Origin of the sequence: Streptomyces spongiicola (assembly GCF_003122365.1) — a bacterium.
Taxonomy (GTDB): Bacteria; Actinomycetota; Actinomycetes; order Streptomycetales; family Streptomycetaceae; genus Streptomyces; species Streptomyces spongiicola.
The window spans coordinates 4,686,988-4,704,910 of sequence record NZ_CP029254.1 but is presented as its reverse complement, the minus strand read 5'-3'; the positions used below and the strand labels follow the sequence as shown (position 1 = coordinate 4,704,910).

The following is a 17,923-nucleotide window of genomic DNA, read 5'->3' as shown; positions in this document are numbered from 1 at the left end:
CGTCCCGCCGGGTCAGAACGCCGCGGGGGCGTCCACGATGGTCGTGCGGCGGGGGTTGGCCGTCTGGGCGGGGAGGGCGGCGGACGCTTCCGGCCGTGCCTCCGGCTGCAACTCGCCGGCGTCGTCGAGGTGCGCCAGGGTCGTGCGGCGGGGGTTGGCTATGTTGCGGAACATCGTCGTCGTCTTCATCGCTCGCCTAGTCGGTGTACCGGTGCTTGTAAAGCGTCAGGCTAAGCAGCGATTTCCCTGCGAAAGCACGGAAGAGCCAACGATCTACGTGTGAGTTTGCTCACGCAGTCGAGCGCAATTCCGTCATTCCAGGCAACCGAACGCTCGCTCGGAAACGGACATCGCGGACCTGAACACGCCATTCCGCTCCCGATCATCGCGACTGGGACACCCCCCGCCCGTAAGTGACTCGTCAATAAACGCCCGATTCCTCCGCGATCCGTTTCTACACCTTGTGACGTTCCCCTCACACCCCGTCACTCAGGTCACAGGCCGGTACACGGCCCTTGTTGGAGATCCGGCACTGTGCTGGAATTCCACGCACCGCCGCGGGTTACGACCGGCGCGCAGGGGGCGCAACGCAGCGCCGAGTGGCGGCGGAGAAGGGGGGAAGCGCCGGTCCACGACCACCTGGGGGCGCCTCCACCGCCCCTATGACGCCGACACCGTCCTTCCGTACCGCGGGGGACGCCTGGTCCAGAGGTTGCGACGCTAGTGCAGGGACGTTTCAAGAGGGATGGCATGGGGCGTCCCCAGGCCCGCAAGGGCCAAGGGGAAGCTGCCGCTGAGAAGGAGCCGCGCGGCGCGGGCGACCGCGGCCCCTCGCCCCAGCACGCCCAGAACCAGGGGCCGGCAGGCGACGGCGGTGAACGCGGAGCGCGCCATGGCGCGGCCCCGGCCGCCGCGGAACCGGCGGACCGCCCCAAGGCCAAGAGCCCCTCCGACACGGGCTCCCGTATCGCCCTGCGCAACTGGCGCATCAGCACCCGGCTGGTCTCCCTGCTCGCGCTCCCCGTCGTCGCGGCGACCACCCTGGGTGGCCTGCGTATCAACGAGTCGATGAGCGACATCGAGCAGCTGGACCACATGCAGCTGCTCACCAAGCTGACCAAGGAGGCCACGGCCCTCGCCGAGGCCCTCCAGGAGGAGCGCGACCACGCGGCCGGTCCGCTGGCGAACAACGGCAACGCCGACGCCTTCGAGGTCGCCCAGCCCCGCCGGGAGACGGACCGCCGGAGGGAGGCCTTCCTCGCCGCGACCGTCTCCATCGGCGACACCTCGGGCGACGAGGCGCTGGAGAGCATCCACGCCAACGTCAGCCAGATCGCCCAGCAGGTGACGACGATCGCCAAGATCCGGGGCACCGCCTACGACGGCGAGGGTTCGACCACCCAGACGGTCAACCGGTACAACCGGCTGATCACGTCGCTGCTCACGCTGTCCCAGGACATGGCCCAGGCCACCAACAACCCCGAGATGATCAAGCGCACGCGTGCCCTGGCGGCCTTCTCCGCCGCCAAGGAGTACGCGTCCATCCAGCGCGCGATCATCGCGGCCGCGCTCCCGGCCAACGCCAAGTCCGCCGGCGAGATGAGCGAGAACGACCGCCTCACGGGCGACGACGCCGCCGAGAACGAGAAGCAGGCCCTCGCCTCGTTCAAGCGCACCTACGCCTCTCTCGGCGGCAACGCCGAGGAGCTGACCGCCCCGCTGGTGGACGGCAACTCCGAGATCGAGGAGGCGAACGAGTACGCCACCCGCGTCCTCGGCCGCCCCAGCGGCCTGGCCGGTGCCGAGCGCCGCGGCTACAAGGACTGGACGGACCAGGCCGACACCAAGATCGACGCGATGAACACCATCGAGAAGACGCTTCTCGGTGAGATGGAGAGCAAGGCCCGCGAACTCAAGCAGGAGTCGCAGCAGGACGCCATCATCAACGGTGCGCTCATCCTGCTGGTGCTCGGTGTGTCGCTGGTCGGCGCCTTCGTCGTGGCCCGGTCGATGATCCGCTCGCTGCGCCGGCTGCAGGACACCGCCACCAGGGTCGCCCAGGACCGCCTGCCCGAACTGGTCAGGCAGCTCTCCGAGACCGACCCGCAGGACGTGGACACCACGGTCGAGTCCGTGGGCGTGCACTCCCGGGACGAGATCGGGCAGGTGGCCGCGGCCTTCGACGACGTGCACCGCGAGGCGGTCCGCCTCGCCGCCGAGCAGGCCCTCCTGCGAGGCAACGTCAACGCGATGTTCACCAACCTGTCGCGCCGTTCGCAGGGTCTCATCCAGCGTCAGCTGTCGCTGATCTCCGAGCTGGAGTCCCGCGAGGCCGACCCGGACCAGCTCTCCTCCCTCTTCAAGCTGGACCACCTGGCGACCCGTATGCGACGCAACGGCGAGAACCTCCTCGTCCTCGCGGGCGAGGAGCCGGGCCGCCGCTGGACCAGGCCCGTCCCCCTGGTCGACGTGCTCCGGGCAGCCGCCTCCGAGGTGGAGCAGTACGAGCGCATCGAGCTGGCCTCCGTCCCGGCGACGGAGGTCGCGGGCCGTGTGGTCAACGACCTCGTGCACCTCCTCGCCGAGCTGCTGGAGAACGCGACGTCGTTCTCCTCCCCGCAGACCAAGGTGCGCGTGACCGGCCACGCGCTGCCCGACGGCCGGGTGCTCGTCGAGATCCACGACACCGGTATCGGCCTCTCCCCCGAGGACCTCGCCGCGATCAACGAGCGGCTGGCCTCGCCGCCGACCGTGGACGTCTCGGTGTCCCGCCGCATGGGTCTGTTCGTGGTCGGCCGGCTGTCCCTGCGGCACGGCATCCGCATCCAGCTCCGCCCCTCCGACTCCGGTGGCACCACCGCGCTGGTCATGCTCCCCGTCGACGTCGCCCACGGCGGCAAGCGGGCGCCGGGCAAGCCCGGTGCGGGCGGCCAGAACGGCGCTCCGCAGGCTCCCGCCGGCGGTGGACGCCCCGGTCTCGGCAGCGGCCCCCAGGCCGGTCCGGGCGGCCGCCCCGCCCCGGGCGGAGAGCGCGGGCAGGTCGGCGCGGGGTCGGCTCCCCGTGCGGCGCTCCCCGGCCGCGACGGCGGCCCGCAGCAGGGCGGTCCGGCCCAGGGGCCCGCACAGCAGGACTTCCCCGGGCAGGACTTCGCCGGACAGGACTTCCCCGGACAGGACTTCTCCCGGCAGGACTTCTCCCGGCAGGGCGGCGCCTCCACGGGTACGTTCGCCCCGTTCGGCGCGGACCCCGGGCGCGGCCGTACACCCGGACCGGGAATGCAGGACCGCGGTCGGGGCGAGCCGGGCCGTGACTCCGGGCGCCCGGCGCCCGGCGGCGGGCCGCGCGCCGAACTGCCCGGCGGCGGCCGGCAGCAGCGCCCGCAGCCCGTCGAGTGGGGCGGGGAGCAGTCGCGTTCCGCCCAGGAGGCGCCGCGGGGCCACGAGGACCCGGAGTCCACGGGCCGGTTCGCCGCGCCCGGCGGCGACGGCTACGGCTACGGGGGCCGGCCCCCGGCCCAGGACCCGGCGGCCACCGAGCAGTTCGAGCGTCCCGACTTCAGCGCCCCGCGTCCGCCCGCGGCGGGCGACGGCCGGCCAGGAGCCCCGCGTCCGCGCCGCGGCGGTGCCGACTTCGGCGCCCCGCGTCCGGCCGTGGGCAGCCTGCCCGCCCAGCCGCAGCCGGAGGCACTGCCGCCGGCGTCCGGCCCCGGCGACGGCCGCACTCCGCTGTACGACACACTGGAGACGAACTGGTTCCACCAGAGCCAGGGCGGCGGGGCGAACGGAGCCGGGCAGCCCCCGGCCGCGCCGCCGCAGTCCCAGCCGGCCGGGCGCCCCGCCCCGTCGGGTCCGTCCCGCCACCCGGGGGCCGACCAGGGCCGGCCGGGCCAGGACGGCCAGCACAACGCGGGTGCCGCCTCGTGGCGGACCTCGCCCAACGACGAGCTGGTGCGCCAGGCCGAGCGGGTCCGCAAGCCCGCGGCCGGCGGTGTCACCACCTCGGGTCTGCCCCGGCGGGTCCCGCGCGCCAACCTCGTGCCGGGAACCGCGCAGGAGCAGCCCCACCAGGCCGGTCCGCAGGTGTCCCGCGCGCCGGACGACGTGCGGGGCCGGCTGACCAATCTCCGCCGGGGCATCCAGCAGGGGCGTCAGGCGGGCGGCTCCGGAAACACCGGCAGCTTCAACGTCGGCCCCACTCACCAGCAGGAGCGTTAGTTGAGCCCGATGAGCCAGGCGGCGCAGAATCTGAACTGGTTGATCACCAACTTCGTGGACAACACCCCCGGGGTGTCCCACACCGTGGTGGTCTCCGCCGACGGACTGCTGCTGGCGATGTCCGAAGGGTTTCCGCGCGACCGCGCCGACCAGCTGGCGGCGGTGGCGTCCGGACTGACCTCGCTGACCGCGGGGGCGTCCAGGATCTTCGAAGGAGGCGCGGTCAACCAGACCGTCGTGGAGATGGAACGCGGCTTCCTCTTCATCATGTCCATCTCCGACGGCTCCTCACTGGCCGTGCTCGCCCACCCGGACGCGGACATCGGCCTCGTGGGCTACGAGATGGCCCTCCTCGTCGACCGCGCAGGCACCGTCCTCACCCCGGACCTGCGCGCCGAACTCCAGGGGAGCCTTCTTCACTAGGAACCGTCGGCGAGCCCGCCGCCCGCGGGATGCGCCCCAGGCACCCCTCAACCGTCCACTCACCGCCCGGCCGCCCCAACCGGCCCCCACCCGGCCCACCCAGACGGCACAGCCGACCACTTGCTGTCACGCCCGGAGGATTCATGACCCCGCCCCCCGCCTCTCACGATCCGTACGGTGTCCCCATGGACACCGACTACGGTCATGAAGGCGACCAGCCGCTGGTGCGTCCGTACGCGATGACCGGCGGCCGGACCCGGCCCCGCTACCAGCTCGCCATCGAGGCGCTGGTCAGCACGACGGCCGACCCGGCGCACCTGTCGACGCTGCTGCCCGAGCACCAGCGGATCTGCCATCTCTGCCGGGAGGTCAAATCCGTGGCCGAGGTGTCGGCGCTGCTGTCGATGCCGCTGGGCGTGGCGCGGATCCTGGTGGCGGACCTGGCGGAGGCCGGCATGGTGGCGATCCACCAGCCGGGTAACGGAGAGGCCGGCGGAACGCCGGACGTGACACTGCTCGAAAGGGTGCTCAGTGGACTTCGCAAGCTCTAGCGGCGGTGCTGCCCGCTCAACCACCAGTGCGAAGATCGTGGTGGCGGGCGGCTTCGGCGTGGGCAAGACCACGTTCGTCGGCGCCGTCTCGGAGATCAACCCGCTGCGCACCGAGGCCGTCATGACGTCCGCGTCAGCCGGCATCGACGACCTCACACACACCGGCGACAAGACCACCACCACGGTCGCCATGGACTTCGGCCGCATCACACTCGACCAGGACCTCATCCTCTACCTCTTCGGCACCCCCGGACAGGACCGCTTCTGGTTCATGTGGGACGACCTCGTCCGCGGCGCCATCGGCGCCGTCGTCCTCGTCGACACCCGCAGACTCGCCGACTGCTTCCCCGCCGTCGACTACTTCGAGAACAGCGGCCTCCCCTTCGTCATCGCCCTCAACGGCTTCGACGGACACCAGCCCTACACCCCCGACGAAGTCCGCGAAGCCCTCCAGATCGGACCCGACGCACCCATCATCACCACCGACGCCCGCCACCGCGCCGACGCCAAGAGCGCCCTCATCACCCTCGTCGAACACGCACTCATGGCCCGCCTCAAGTAGAAGTGATCACAAGGCAGTTGTCGTAGACCTTGATGAGCGGGCCGTGTTGTTCGACACGGCCCGCCTCCATGTTCATAACGTTTCGACAGAGAATTCGGAGGGCTCGGACACCCGACGCATCCGGCTGGTATCGCTGTGCTCACGCAAGCCCCTGTTTTTGCCGGGGCTCGCTATTTATGCCCGTTTTATCTCCGGTTCGACGAGCCCGGATCGGCCGGTTCCCGCTGTTTGGAGCCGACCCCCCCGGCGTGCTGAAATCAACGAACTCATGAGTAGTACGGCCCTGAACAATTATCGGCACAACCTAGGTGCCGACGCCGAGAGGTTGTTGGTCGAGTGAGGCGAAGCAAGACGAGCTCCGCGGAGCAGCAGTCGCGGGGCAACTTCACCCCGCCCCTGCGCGCAGCGTCGCCCCCGGAGGCGCAGCCCGCGGAGCCCGCCACCGCCGGTGGCAGCTCCAGCAGGCTGTCGCCGCGCAACTGGCGTGTGCCGACCCGGCTGAACGCGATCCTCCTCATACCCGTGCTGGTCGGCCTCGTCATGGGCGGCTTCCAGGTGAAGGGGTCGATCGACACCTGGAACGAGGCCCAGGACGCCGAGAAGACGGCGCTCATCGTCCGCGCCGCGTCGGAGTACGGCCAGGCCCTCCTCAACGAGCGGGACCTCACCGCGGAGCCCCTGCTGAAGGGCGACAGGGAGAGCAGGGTCGTCACGGAGGCGCGAGCCGCCACGGACGCCGCCAAGCGGAAGTTCGACGAGGCCGTCGAGGACATGCCGCCGAAGGAGGGCCTCCAGCGGCGCCTGAACCTGTTCCGTGCAGCGGAACCCGGCCTCGAGCAGCTGCGCGAGGCCGCCTACACGACCCAGTTCGAGACGGCTGCCAAGTCCGAGGGCGAGGACCCCGACGACCCGTCCGACGACCTGCGGGGCCCGGTCGCCACCCAGGAGAGCTACGTCGGCGTCCAGCACTACCTGATGGAGTTCGCCAACGAACTCGGCCTCGGCACCGGCAACGTCACGAGCTACGGCCGGATGGTGTACGCGATCCAGCTGGCCAAGGCCGCCGAGTCGCTCCAGCGCTCGATCGGCATGGAACTGCTCGTCCGCCCGAGCAAGAAGCAGGACATCAGGACCGGTCAGACCATCGCCTTCACCTCCTACGCCTACCTCGAGGCCATCGCACTCGGTGAGTACCAGTCCGGTGGCACTCAGGCGGACGTGGACAGGCTGAGGGAGGTCATGGCCAAGAAGACGGAGGAGGGCCGGAAGGCGCTGGCCGCCGCCGCCACCGCCGCGGCCGCCTCGGGGCAGGACTTCCAGCCCCCGCCCAAGGACGAGGACGGCTCGGTCCTCGGCGGCATGGTCGGTGCGATCAGCACCGGTGCCGACCCCGACGAGCTCGCGGAGATCGGCGTCACCAAGGACGTCTGGATGCCCGCCGCCACCGCCAAGTTCGAGGGCTACAGCGAGGTCGAGAAGGAACTCGTCGACAAGGCCGTGGCCGAGGCGGCGCGGATCTCCGACGAGGCCAGGACCGACGCCTTCGTCAACGGTCTGATCGTCGTCGTCGCCCTGTTCACCGCGTTCATCCTGGCCGGCATGGTGGCCCGCCAGATGAGCCGCTCGATGCACCGGCTGCGCACCGCCGCCTTCGGTATCGCCGAGCAGCGCCTGCCGATGCTGGTCGACCAGCTCTCGCGCACCGAGCCTGGCCGGGTGGACACCCGTGTGCAGCCGATCCCGATCGACAGCCGGGACGAGATCGGCGAGGTCGCCCGCGCCTTCGACCAGGTCCACCGCGAGGCCGTGCGGCTCGCCGCCGAGCAGGCCATGCTCCGCGGCAACGTCAACGCGATCTTCACCAATCTGTCGCGCCGCAACCAGTCCCTGATCGAGGGGCAGCTGACCCTGATCACCGACCTGGAGAACAACGAGGCCGACCCGGACCAGCTGGAGAACCTCTTCAGGCTGGACCACCTGGCGACCCGTATGCGACGCAACGGCGAGAACCTCCTCGTGCTGGCCGGCGAGGAGCCCGGCCGCCGCTGGAACCAGCCGGTGCCGCTGGTCGACGTGCTCCGGGCCGCCTCCTCCGAGGTGGAGTCCTACGAGCGCATCGAACTCACCGGCGTCCCGGAGACCGAGATCCACGGCCGGGCCGTGACCGACCTGGTGCACCTGCTCGCCGAGCTGCTGGAGAACGCCACGACGTTCTCCTCCCCGCAGACGAAGGTCCGTGTCACCGCGACGCGGCTGCCCGACGGCCGGGTCATGGTCGAGATCCACGACAAGGGCATCGGCCTGACCGCCGAGGACTTCGCCGACATCAACCACAAGCTGGCCAACCCGCCGACGGTGGACGCCGCCGTCTCGCAGCGGATGGGCCTCTTCGTGGTCGGCCGGCTGTCCGACCGCCACGGCATCCGCGTCCAGCTCCGCCCCTCGGGCGAGCAGGCCGGTACGACGTCGCTGGTCATGCTCCCGGACGCGATCACCCACGGTGGCGGTGGCGAGGAGGTCCCGGAGGACGACTTCACGGTCTCCCAGATGATCCCGGCGCAGCCGTCCTTCGACACCGCTCCGGCGCTCACCGCCGCGGAACTCGGTTTCGACGACTCCCGCTACGAGGAGCAGCCGGACGGCGGCTCCCGTGAGCTGGACCCGGTCAACCGGTCGCTGATGCGCGAGGAACGTCGTGCCGTGCTGGAGGCGCAGACAGGCGGCGACCACCCGCCGTTCCACGAGGACACCGAGCAGGGCTACGCGGATCAGGGGAGCTACGCCGAGGAGCAGTACGAGCAGGGCTACGCACAGGAGCGGCAGCCCTCGTACGAGCAGAACGGGTACGAGCAGAACGGCTACGAGCCCGACGGCTACGACCGCGGCGGCTACGGCCGGAACGGCTACGACGCCAACGGCTTCGAGAACACCGGCGAGTTCCAGGTTTCCGGCGGTTACCCGGAGCACCGGGAGCAGGCGTATCCGGAAGCCTCGTACGATGGTCCGCAGGGCTCCGCACCGGAGTACGGCAACGGCCACGCCTCCCGGTCCCGCCAGGGGGAGTGGACGGACCGGAGCACGTACCAGGAGGCGTACGAGCCGGAGTACCGGCCGGATGCGGAATCTGCTCCCCCCGCTCCCGCGAACGGCGCTGAGCGCGTAGGCTTCGAACGTCCGGGTCCGGCCACCGGTTCCGGCCACCAGATGACCGACGCCGGTCTGCCGCGCCGCGGCAGCAGCCAGCCAGGACAGCAGGGACAGCCGGCGCAGCAGGGAGCGCAGTGGCAGTCCTCCACCGCCGGCGGCGGCCGGGCGGGGGGACAGGCCGAGCAGGCCCCCCAGCCGGCCCAGGCCGGAGGCACGGAGGCGGACGGCTCCGACGAGTGGCGCTCGAGGAACGACGAGCGCTGGCAGCGGGCCGAGAAGCTCCGCAAGCCTGCGGCCGGCGGAGTCACCTCGTCAGGGCTTCCCCGCCGGGTTCCCAAGGCCAATCTGATCGAGGGCACGGCGGAGCAGACCCCGCAGAGCGGCCCTCAGGTGTCCCGCGCCCCTGAGGACGTGCGTGGCAGGTTGAGCAACCTGCGGCGCGGCGTCCAGCGGGGACGCAGCGCGGGAACGGACACGAACGGATCGGGCTTCGGCCCGGGCAGTACCTACAACCAGGAGCGTTAGTGTGAGCCCGATGAGCCAGGCGGCGCAGAATCTGAACTGGTTGATCACCAACTTCGTGGACAACACCCCCGGGGTGTCCCACACCGTGGTGGTCTCCGCCGACGGACTCCTGCTGGCGATGTCCGAAGGGTTTCCGCGCGACCGCGCCGACCAGCTGGCGGCGGTGGCGTCCGGACTGACCTCGCTGACCGCGGGGGCGTCCAGGATCTTCGAAGGAGGCGCGGTCAACCAGACCGTCGTGGAGATGGAACGCGGCTTCCTCTTCATCATGTCCATCTCCGACGGCTCCTCACTGGCCGTACTCGCCCACCCGGACGCGGACATCGGCCTCGTGGGCTACGAGATGGCCCTCCTCGTCGACCGCGCAGGCACCGTCCTCACCCCGGACCTGCGCGCCGAACTCCAGGGAAGTCTTCTCAACTAGCTGAACGGCAGTGCGTTCGCGGCCACCGCACCATAGGGTGCGGTGGCGCGGCTCCACAGGGACACGGACCGGCGTAGGGCACTCGGAGGAGGAATCGTGGCAACACCACCAGGCGGACACCCATACGAAGGGGCCCGGCAGTCTCCGGGTCAGCACGCTCAGAACCGCTTCAACTTCCCCTCTTCACCGAGCAGGGGCGGTGGTCCCCAGCCCTACCAGCGGCCGCAGCAGCCGTACGACCCGTCGTACCACCAGCCGCAGGGGCCCCGGAGCCGTCCGGCGAATCCCCGCCAGGCCCCGGAGCCGGCTTCCGCGTCGGGCGGCAGCAACCCCTTGGTGCGTCCGTACGCGATGACCGGCGGCCGGACCCGGCCCCGCTACCAGCTCGCCATCGAGGCGCTGGTCAGCACCACGGCCGATCCCGCGCGGCTGCAAGGGCAGTTGCCCGAGCACCAGCGGATCTGCCGGCTGTGCTTCGAGATCAAGTCGGTAGCCGAGATCTCGGCACTCCTCTCCATCCCCCTCGGCGTCGCCCGGATCCTCGTAGCCGACCTGGCCGAGGCCGGACTCGTCGCCATCCACCAGCCCGGCGGTGACGAGACCGCCGGCGGCCAGCCAGACGTGACACTGCTCGAAAGGGTGCTCAGTGGACTTCGCAAGCTCTAGCGGCGGTGCTGCCCGCTCAACCACCAGTGCGAAGATCGTGGTGGCGGGCGGCTTCGGCGTGGGCAAGACCACGTTCGTCGGCGCCGTCTCGGAGATCAACCCGCTGCGCACCGAGGCCGTCATGACGTCCGCGTCAGCCGGCATCGACGACCTCACACACACCGGCGACAAGACCACCACCACGGTCGCCATGGACTTCGGCCGCATCACACTCGACCAGGACCTCATCCTCTACCTCTTCGGCACCCCCGGACAGGACCGCTTCTGGTTCATGTGGGACGACCTCGTCCGCGGCGCCATCGGCGCCGTCGTCCTCGTCGACACCCGCAGACTCGCCGACTGCTTCCCCGCCGTCGACTACTTCGAGAACAGCGGCCTCCCCTTCGTCATCGCCCTCAACGGCTTCGACGGACACCAGCCCTACACCCCCGACGAAGTCCGCGAAGCCCTCCAGATCGGACCCGACGCACCCATCATCACCACCGACGCCCGCCACCGCGCCGACGCCAAGAGCGCCCTCATCACCCTCGTCGAACACGCACTCATGGCCCGCCTGCGGTAGCGCCGTCGCGCCGTCCGCCACGGGTCCACCGTCCCGGCGCGTCCGCGGCCCGTCCCCCGTCCCGGCCGGACGGTGGCCGCGCTGAGGGACGGACGGGGAGCGGACGGTCGCCCGGTCCGCTCCCCTTCGACGCCGTCGCTCGATCCGCCCCGCCGGACCTCGTCCAGCGGGGCGGACGGCTGCACGGGGCCGGGACGCCGGCCCGCCCGTCGGCCGGGCACCCAGGCACCGGGCCGGCTGACCGGCTGACCGACGGTGTACGCCCCGAACACGACGACGACGGCCTGCACGACCCCGATCGGGTCGTGCAGGCCGTCGTCGTACAGGCAGTCGCCGGACAGGCCCCCGGCCGGCAGGCAGCGTCCGCTCCCGGACGGCGCCTGGGGCCCGGAAGGGCGTCAGCCCTGCCAGGAGTGCGGCGCGCGGAAGCCGGACTGGCGCTCCAGGCGGCGCCACCCGGCGGTGCTGCGGCCGCGGTGGGCCGGCGCGGCCTGCGGCCGCGACGCTGCGCGGGCGAGGAGAACGGCCGTGATGGCCGCGAGTTCCTCGGGGTCGGCGTGCCCCTTCTCGACGCGGAGCAGGGATTCGGCAGGCGTGATCATGTGCAGCATTCTCCTCGTGGGCTCACTGCGGGGGGTTGCCGTGCTTGCGGGACGGCAGGTCGGCGTGCTTCGTACGGAGCATGGCGAGGGAGCGGATCAGCACCTCGCGGGTCTCGGCCGGGTCGATGACGTCGTCGACGAGTCCGCGCTCCGCCGCGTAGTAGGGATGCATCAGCTCGGCCTTGTACTCCTTGACCATGCGGGCGCGCATGGCTTCGGGGTCCTCGGCGTCGGCGATCTGACGGCGGAAGATGACGTTGGCCGCACCCTCGGCGCCCATCACGGCGATCTCGTTGGTGGGCCATGCGTAGGTGAGGTCGGCGCCGATGGACTGGGAGTCCATGACGATGTACGCGCCGCCGTAGGCCTTGCGCAGGATCAGCGAGATGCGGGGCACGGTCGCGTTGCAGTAGGCGTAGAGGAGCTTGGCACCGTGGCGGATGATGCCGCCGTGCTCCTGGTCGACTCCGGGCAGGAAGCCCGGGACGTCCAGCAGCGTGACGATCGGGATGTTGAAGGCGTCGCACATCTGGACGAAGCGGGCGGCCTTCTCGCTCGCCTCGATGTCGAGGACACCGGCCAGCGACTGCGGCTGGTTGGCGACGATGCCGACGACCTGGCCGTCCAGGCGTCCGAGGGCGCAGATGATGTTGCGCGCCCAGCGCTCGTGGATCTCCAGGTAGTCGCCGTCGTCGACGATCTCCTCGATGACCTTGTGCATGTCGTAGGGGCGGTTGCCGTCGGCCGGGACCAGGTCGAGCAGGACGTCGGAGCGGCGGTCCGCCGGGTCCTCGCTCGGCGCCTGCGGCGGGTTCTCCCGGTTGTTCTGCGGGAGCATCGACAGCAGGTAGCGGACCTCCGCGATGCAGGTCTCCTCGTCGTCGTAGGCGAAGTGCGCCACACCGCTCGTCTCGGCGTGCACGTCGGCGCCGCCGAGGCCGTTCTGGGTGATGTCCTCCCCGGTGACCGCCTTGACCACGTCCGGGCCGGTGATGAACATCTGCGAGGTCTCACGGACCATGAACACGAAGTCGGTCAGCGCGGGCGAGTAGGCCGCGCCGCCCGCGCACGGGCCGAGCATGACGCTGATCTGCGGGATGACGCCCGAGGCCCTGGTGTTGCGCTGGAAGATGCCGCCGTAGCCCGCCAGGGCGGAGACGCCCTCCTGGATACGGGCGCCGGCGCCGTCGTTCAGCGACACCAGTGGCGCACCGGCCGCGATCGCCATGTCCATGATCTTGTGGATCTTCGTGGCGTGCGCCTCGCCGAGGGCACCGCCGAAGATCCGGAAGTCGTGTGCGTAGACGAAGACCGTGCGGCCCTCGACCGCACCCCAGCCGGTGATCACGCCGTCGGTGTAGGGCTTCCTCGACTCGAGCCCGAAACCCGAAGCCCGGTGCCGCCGGAGCTGCTCGACCTCTCGGAACGACCCCGCGTCCAGCAGCAGCTCGATGCGCTCCCGCGCGGTCAGCTTGCCCTTGGCGTGCTGCGCCTCGGTGGCCCGGTCACTGGGGCCGCGCCGCGCCTGCTCACGAAGGGCGTGCAGCTCGGCCACACGCCCCCGCGCGTCGGTCGGCTCGTCCGCGGTCTCGTCCAAAACGGTCATGTACGAACCCTACGGAGCCGACCGAGAAAATCCTGCCGTTGACTCCGTACAGTCTCGCGCCCGTTCTGCTGTGAGCCCCACACAGAACCGTTTGGCACCACAGGTGAACTACCAGTTGAACGCCCTTGAGATTTGTCGTGGTCCGACAATGACGTCGAGCGGTGGCCACCTCACGGCAATGTACGGCACCTGATGTTCACGGATGCTTCGGGAGCGCGGCGCGTCCCGGGGCGGCGGCCGGCGCCCAGGCACTCCCGCCGCGGGGCCGGGCTCCGGGACCCGGCGCACCGGCCGGTCGCGGCCGCGCTCCAACGGCGTTCCGGAGCACGCGGGTTCGCCGTCGTGAAGTCCGCGGGCCCGGGTGGACGCCCGCCGCGGCGCCGGCACCGCGGAGACGAGGGTCGGCAGAACCGCCGCGGCAGCCTGCCGGGAGTCCGCCGCGGCGGGTCCGGGCGGGCGGGCCGCGGCCGGCCGGCGGAACTCCGCGTTGTCGAGGGCCTCCAGCCGGCCCCGAGTGCGCGCAGGGGCCGCCGCCGACCGCCGGGAGGCACCGGGGGCCGGGAAGCACTCGTACGACGAGTTCACCGGATCGGTCCCCTGGCCGGACCGCGGGGGCACGGGCGACGGGGCCGGGAAGGGGCGGCCCGGGAGAGGGCGGCCCGGGAAGCGGCCGGGCCCATGCGCCGGCCGAACCGCCGTTCGGGATGGCGGCCGATCCGCTGCTCGGGGCGCCGTTCGGAGTGCCGTTCGGAGTGCCGTTCGGAGTGCCGTTCGGAGTGCCGTTCGGAGTGCCGCAGGCGCAGACGCCCCGCCGCACCCCGGTGGGCGCCTGGCGCGGGAGTGCGCGCCGTGGGGCGATCCGGACCGGCCAAAGAAGTTGAACTTTGAACGGGAATGGTTCTATGCTGAATGTCGTTGAAGGTTCAACGAGTGGCCGGGAAGGCCACCGCCCCGCCCGACCACGCCCCCGAGGAGCAGATCATGGGCCTGTTCAACCGCAAGACCTCCACCGTCACCGGCACCGCCACGGGCACTGCCACCGCCGCGCACGCGACGGGACCGGCCCCGGCCGCGCTGACCGGCACCTACACCGTCGACCCCGCCCACAGCAGCATCGGCTTCACCGTTCGCCACGCCATGGTCACAAACGTCCGCGGCACGTTCGGCGACCACGAAGGCACGCTGCACCTGGACGGCACCGACCCCTCCCGCTCCAGCGCGGCCATCGACGTCAGGATCGCCAGCATCGACACCGGCATCGCCGACCGTGACGGCCACCTGCGCAGCGGCGACTTCTTCGACGCCGAGACGTTCCCGGTGATGTCCTTCCGGTCCAACCGGGCCGAGCGGCTCGACGGCGAGAACTACCGGATCAGCGGCGATCTCACCATCAAGGACGTCACCCGCCCGCTCTCCATCGACCTGGAGTTCCACGGCACGGCGACCGACGTCTACGGCAACGAGCGCGTCGGCTTCGAGGGCAGCGCCGAGATCCTGCGCTCCGACTGGGGCCTGACCTGGAACGCGGCGCTGGAGACCGGCGGCGTGATGGTCAGCGACAAGGTGAAGCTCACCTTCGACATCTCGGCGATCAGGCAGACAGCCTGACCGCGCCCGCCTCGCCACGAGCCCCCGTCCCCCTGGATCCGCCCGGGCGGGGGCTCCCCGCCCGGACGAACCCCGCCCCCTCGGGCGCGGCCGCTCGGCACCGGGGTCCCCCGCGCCGGGCGTGCACCCGCCCGGCGCGCACCGGGTTCCGGGCCGCGACCGGACGGGACGGTCACCACCCTCGCCGCAGTGGTATCTCGATGTCGACCACCGGGCCGGTGACATGGGCGGCCGGGGCGTCGAGGCTCGCCAGTACATGGAGCATCGGGGTGTTGACCGCGGCGACCGCCGCGGTCAGGGTGTGCAGCCCGATCCTCCGGGCGACCTCGGCCGCGTGGGCGGCGAGCGCCGTACCCAGCCCCTTGGACTGCCAGGCGTCCTCGATCAGCACGGCGAACTCCCCGACGCCCCGCCGGTCGGTGCGCATGACGTTGGTCATGGCGATGATGCGGTCCGCGCGCTGGGCGGTGGCGGTGACGAGGGTGGTGCCGCGCTGCGGATCGCACAGCAGCCGCCAGCCGGCCGCGGACAGTCCGGGCGTCCCCGCGTGATAGCGCATGGCGCGGGTGCCGACCGAGCAGCGGCGGTGGAGCGCCTGGACCGGACCGAGGTCGGCGGGGGCCGCCTCCCTCGTCCGGGTGAGTGTGCCGTCGGCCAGGGTGATGGGGTATCCGGTGCGTCGCGTCCCGGGTGCGGGCATACGGGGGCCTCCTCGGTCGGCCGGTACGAGTGGAGTGCCGCCGCCCCCGTACGGGCGGACGCCCGTCGCGGCACATGACTCAGTCTTTTGCAGTCGCAAGGCCGTCTCAAGAGGGGATCGCGCCATCCTGACTACGCTTCGCACCGGTCGCGTCACCGAACGGAGCCGCTCCGTGGTGACGCGCGCGGGTGCGGTGCGGGAGACCCCGCGCCGAGGAGAGGCCCGACCGGGGCGCGAGCACGTCCCGGAAGGCGCGGGGCCCACAGTCCGCACACGCGGCTTTGACCGGCGCGGGCACGCCCATGACAGGTGCGGGGACGCCGGGAGAGGCGCGGGCACGCCCATGACAGGTGCCGGTACGCCCGGGGAGGCGCGGGCACGCCCATGACAGGTGCCGGTACGCCCGGGGAGGCGCGGGCACGCCCATGACAGGTGCCGGTACGCCCGGGGAGGCGCGGGCACGCCCATGACAGGTGCCGGTACGCCCGGGGAGGCGCGGGCACGCCCATGACAGGTGCCGGTACGCCGGGAGAGGCGCGGGCACGCCCATGACAGGTGCCGGTACGCCGGGAAAGGCACGGGACTCGCGCCTGCCCGGGCCGGCGGTTCAGCCTTCGCGCAGGTGGCGGACCGGCTCGCCCGTGCGGGACTCGATCTCCGTGGCCACCTCGTGCAGCAGCGAGTGGCTCACTCCGTTCAGGGCCCGCGCCACCGCCAGTTCATCGCCGATATGGGGGATGTCCCGGTCCGCGCGGTTGCGGTGGGCCGTGCCCTCGCCGACGTACAGCTCCGCGTGCTGCCCCCGCAGCCGTGCCTCGGCCTGGGTGGTGCGGTCACTCTCGGTGATGACGATCTCGACGTTCCACTTCTTGGTGCGCATCAGAAACCACCGCCCGCGTCGAAGCCGCCGCCGGAACCCCAGTCGCCGAAGCCGCCGCCGAAGTCGGAGGAGTCGAAGTCCGCTCCGGAGAAGTCGCCGCCGCCGAAGTCCCCGCCGCCGTACTCGGCGCCGTACGCCGGGGTGGCCAGGGCACTGCCCAGCAGCGTGCCTGCGAGCAGGCCGGGCAGCAGCGCGCCGCCGAAGTATCCGCCCGCCCAGGGCCCGTAGGCGGGTCCGGCCTCCCAGTACGGGCGGCGGCCGGACTCGGTCTCCACGGTCCGGGTCATGGGCTCCTCGCCGTCCTGGAGGCGGGCCGCGTCGGCGGCGCATACGGGCACCTCGCGGGGGGCGCCGGCCGCCGGTGTCCAGCTCGTGTCGGTCGTGGACGGGCCGTGGCGCGGGTCGAAGAAGCACGGGGCGCGGCGCTCCGGCAGCGGGGCGTTCTCCCTGCGCGCGGCCAGTACCGCCAGCGCGAAGCGGCCCTCCTCCAGTGCGCCGGTGACCACCCGCACGTCATGGGGGTGCTCCGCTGCCGCCATGGCGGCCTTGGCCTCCTCGTAGGAGTCCAGGGCGCGTTCGTAGTCGGCGCGCATCGCGTCGTCGGCGCCCGGCTCGGACGGGTGGAAGTCCAGCCGGTCCAGTTCCTCGCCGTAGGCGGTGATGTCCTCGTCGACGACCACCCGCAGCTTGTCCAGCGCGACCCGCTCCTCCTCGGCCCTGCGGCGGCGGTTGCGGCGGACCACGGCGTAGGCGCCGGCCCCGCCCGCGAGGAGCACGGCGCCGACGGCGATCAGCGAACCCGTGTCGGCGCCGGCGGTGGCGGACCCGTCGCTCCAGGACGCCGGTGCGCTGCCGCGGACGGTCGGGAGCGCCTGGTCGACGAAGTTGCCGAGCTGTGTGGCGGCGTCCGCGCCCGGGGTGTTCACCCCGGAGACGATGTTGCGCACCGCGTTCCGCGGCATCACGGTGCCGTCGGCGCCCGCGTCGAAGCGGTCGCCGAGGCGGACGCCGTACAGCCCGGTGATCCCGGTGGCGGTGCGCAGATCGCGGAGCACGCTGTCCGCGGGGAACTGCCCGCTCTCGGGCAGGACTGCGACGAACACGGGCTTGTCCGCGTTGACGATCCGCTGCTCGAGGGCCTGCTCCTCAGCCGGGGACAGCTGGGCGCGGGCGGCCGGGTCGACATAGACCGGGTCCTGCTTCAGTGCGGCGGCGGCGTCGGAGACGCCCGTGGTCCGGGCGCCCGCGCCGGGGGCCAGGGCCAGCAGCAGCAGGAGCGCCAGCCCGGCGAGGGCGGACAGCAGGGCGAACGGCCTGGTCCTCATAGCATCGAAGCTACCCGAACACCGCGAAAGAGGACATCGTCCCTGGTGACGCCGCCGGCGGCCGGTACCGCGCCGGGGGCCCGGCGACGGGCCGGGGCCCCCGGCGGGGCGGCGGAGGGTCCGCCGA

Annotated in this window: 15 protein-coding genes; 9 read left to right on the top strand and 6 right to left on the bottom strand. The window is 71.9% G+C overall.

Annotated elements, in window-relative coordinates; genetic code table 11:
• Positions 1–12: 12 nt before the first annotated feature.
• Positions 13–189: a hypothetical protein gene (locus DDQ41_RS31725; RefSeq protein ID WP_167450269.1), complete on the bottom strand. Its 177-nt coding sequence runs from the start codon at positions 187–189 to the stop codon at positions 13–15.
• Positions 190–750: 561 nt separating this feature from the next.
• Between DDQ41_RS31725 and DDQ41_RS20670 the strand changes: the two genes are divergently transcribed.
• From DDQ41_RS20670 to DDQ41_RS20635, 8 genes are all read left to right on the top strand, one after another.
• The gene (locus tag DDQ41_RS20670; protein WP_109295819.1) at positions 751–4,215 is read left to right on the top strand and encodes a nitrate- and nitrite sensing domain-containing protein; all 3,465 of its coding nucleotides are present in this window, start codon (positions 751–753) and stop codon (positions 4,213–4,215) included.
• A gap of 9 nt (positions 4,216–4,224) precedes the next feature.
• The gene (locus DDQ41_RS20665; RefSeq protein ID WP_017947585.1) at positions 4,225–4,638 is read left to right on the top strand and encodes a roadblock/LC7 domain-containing protein; all 414 of its coding nucleotides are present in this window, start codon (positions 4,225–4,227) and stop codon (positions 4,636–4,638) included.
• Positions 4,639–4,781: 143 nt separating this feature from the next.
• On the top strand, positions 4,782–5,189 hold the full coding sequence (locus tag DDQ41_RS20660; RefSeq protein WP_026165243.1) for a DUF742 domain-containing protein: 408 nt from the start codon (positions 4,782–4,784) through the stop codon (positions 5,187–5,189).
• Positions 5,170–5,751 (top strand): GTP-binding protein, encoded by a 582-nt coding sequence (locus DDQ41_RS20655; RefSeq protein WP_026282171.1) that lies wholly within the window; start codon positions 5,170–5,172, stop codon positions 5,749–5,751. Before DDQ41_RS20660 ends, DDQ41_RS20655 begins: the two co-directional genes overlap by 20 nt.
• A 336-nt stretch (positions 5,752–6,087) precedes the next feature.
• Complete coding sequence (locus DDQ41_RS20650; protein ID WP_109295818.1) at positions 6,088–9,423, top strand: sensor histidine kinase; 3,336 nt, start codon at positions 6,088–6,090, stop codon at positions 9,421–9,423.
• A gap of 10 nt (positions 9,424–9,433) precedes the next feature.
• Positions 9,434–9,847, top strand: coding sequence for a roadblock/LC7 domain-containing protein (locus tag DDQ41_RS20645; protein ID WP_030980891.1), 414 nt, complete (start codon positions 9,434–9,436; stop codon positions 9,845–9,847).
• 96 nt (positions 9,848–9,943) lie between these two features.
• Positions 9,944–10,513 carry a DUF742 domain-containing protein gene (locus tag DDQ41_RS20640; RefSeq protein ID WP_109295817.1) on the top strand — a complete coding sequence of 190 codons (570 nt, stop codon included), beginning with the start codon at positions 9,944–9,946 and terminating at the stop codon, positions 10,511–10,513.
• Entirely contained in the window at positions 10,494–11,075 is a 582-nt protein-coding gene (locus tag DDQ41_RS20635; RefSeq protein ID WP_026165101.1) for a GTP-binding protein, read from the top strand. The genes DDQ41_RS20640 and DDQ41_RS20635 overlap by 20 nt, the downstream gene beginning before the upstream one ends.
• 398 nt (positions 11,076–11,473) lie before the next feature.
• Here the strand turns inward: DDQ41_RS20635 and DDQ41_RS20630 are convergent, their stop codons facing one another.
• Positions 11,474–11,677, bottom strand: a complete 204-nt coding sequence (locus tag DDQ41_RS20630) for an acyl-CoA carboxylase subunit epsilon (protein WP_109297848.1) — start codon at positions 11,675–11,677, stop codon at positions 11,474–11,476.
• 22 nt (positions 11,678–11,699) lie between these two features.
• Positions 11,700–13,283: an acyl-CoA carboxylase subunit beta gene (locus tag DDQ41_RS20625; RefSeq protein ID WP_109295816.1), complete on the bottom strand. Its 1,584-nt coding sequence runs from the start codon at positions 13,281–13,283 to the stop codon at positions 11,700–11,702.
• A gap of 981 nt (positions 13,284–14,264) precedes the next feature.
• Here DDQ41_RS20625 and DDQ41_RS20620 point away from each other — a divergent pair.
• A complete protein-coding gene (locus DDQ41_RS20620) occupies positions 14,265–14,891 on the top strand; it encodes a YceI family protein (protein ID WP_109297847.1) in 627 nt (208 codons plus the stop codon).
• 172 nt (positions 14,892–15,063) lie between these two features.
• On the opposite strand, the gene DDQ41_RS20615 is transcribed toward DDQ41_RS20620, so the two are convergent.
• From DDQ41_RS20615 to DDQ41_RS20605, 3 genes are all read right to left on the bottom strand, one after another.
• A complete protein-coding gene (locus DDQ41_RS20615) occupies positions 15,064–15,591 on the bottom strand; it encodes a GNAT family N-acetyltransferase (RefSeq protein ID WP_109295815.1) in 528 nt (175 codons plus the stop codon).
• 607 nt (positions 15,592–16,198) lie between these two features.
• Positions 16,199–16,471 carry a DUF1876 domain-containing protein gene (locus tag DDQ41_RS20610; protein ID WP_109295814.1) on the bottom strand — a complete coding sequence of 91 codons (273 nt, stop codon included), beginning with the start codon at positions 16,469–16,471 and terminating at the stop codon, positions 16,199–16,201.
• Entirely contained in the window at positions 16,471–17,796 is a 1,326-nt protein-coding gene (locus DDQ41_RS20605; RefSeq protein ID WP_109295813.1) for a hypothetical protein, read from the bottom strand. The genes DDQ41_RS20610 and DDQ41_RS20605 overlap by 1 nt, the downstream gene beginning before the upstream one ends.
• Positions 17,797–17,923: the final 127 nt, after the last annotated feature.

Bases quoted from the DNA above. Each gene is read 5' to 3' on its own strand.
- DDQ41_RS20625 (WP_109295816.1), bottom strand. From the start codon at position 13,283: ATGACCGTTTTGGACGAGACCGCGGACGAGCCGACCGACGCGCGGGGG.
- DDQ41_RS31725 (WP_167450269.1), bottom strand. From the start codon at position 189: ATGAAGACGACGACGATGTTCCGCAACATAGCCAACCCCCGCCGCACG.
- DDQ41_RS20665 (WP_017947585.1), top strand. From the start codon at position 4,225: ATGAGCCAGGCGGCGCAGAATCTGAACTGGTTGATCACCAACTTCGTG.
- DDQ41_RS20645 (WP_030980891.1), top strand. From the start codon at position 9,434: ATGAGCCAGGCGGCGCAGAATCTGAACTGGTTGATCACCAACTTCGTG.
- DDQ41_RS20660 (WP_026165243.1), top strand. From the start codon at position 4,782: ATGACCCCGCCCCCCGCCTCTCACGATCCGTACGGTGTCCCCATGGAC.
- DDQ41_RS20630 (WP_109297848.1), bottom strand. From the start codon at position 11,677: ATGATCACGCCTGCCGAATCCCTGCTCCGCGTCGAGAAGGGGCACGCC.
- DDQ41_RS20610 (WP_109295814.1), bottom strand. From the start codon at position 16,471: ATGCGCACCAAGAAGTGGAACGTCGAGATCGTCATCACCGAGAGTGAC.
- DDQ41_RS20670 (WP_109295819.1), top strand. From the start codon at position 751: ATGGGGCGTCCCCAGGCCCGCAAGGGCCAAGGGGAAGCTGCCGCTGAG.
- DDQ41_RS20620 (WP_109297847.1), top strand. From the start codon at position 14,265: ATGGGCCTGTTCAACCGCAAGACCTCCACCGTCACCGGCACCGCCACG.
- DDQ41_RS20615 (WP_109295815.1), bottom strand. From the start codon at position 15,591: ATGCCCGCACCCGGGACGCGACGCACCGGATACCCCATCACCCTGGCC.
- DDQ41_RS20605 (WP_109295813.1), bottom strand. From the start codon at position 17,796: ATGAGGACCAGGCCGTTCGCCCTGCTGTCCGCCCTCGCCGGGCTGGCG.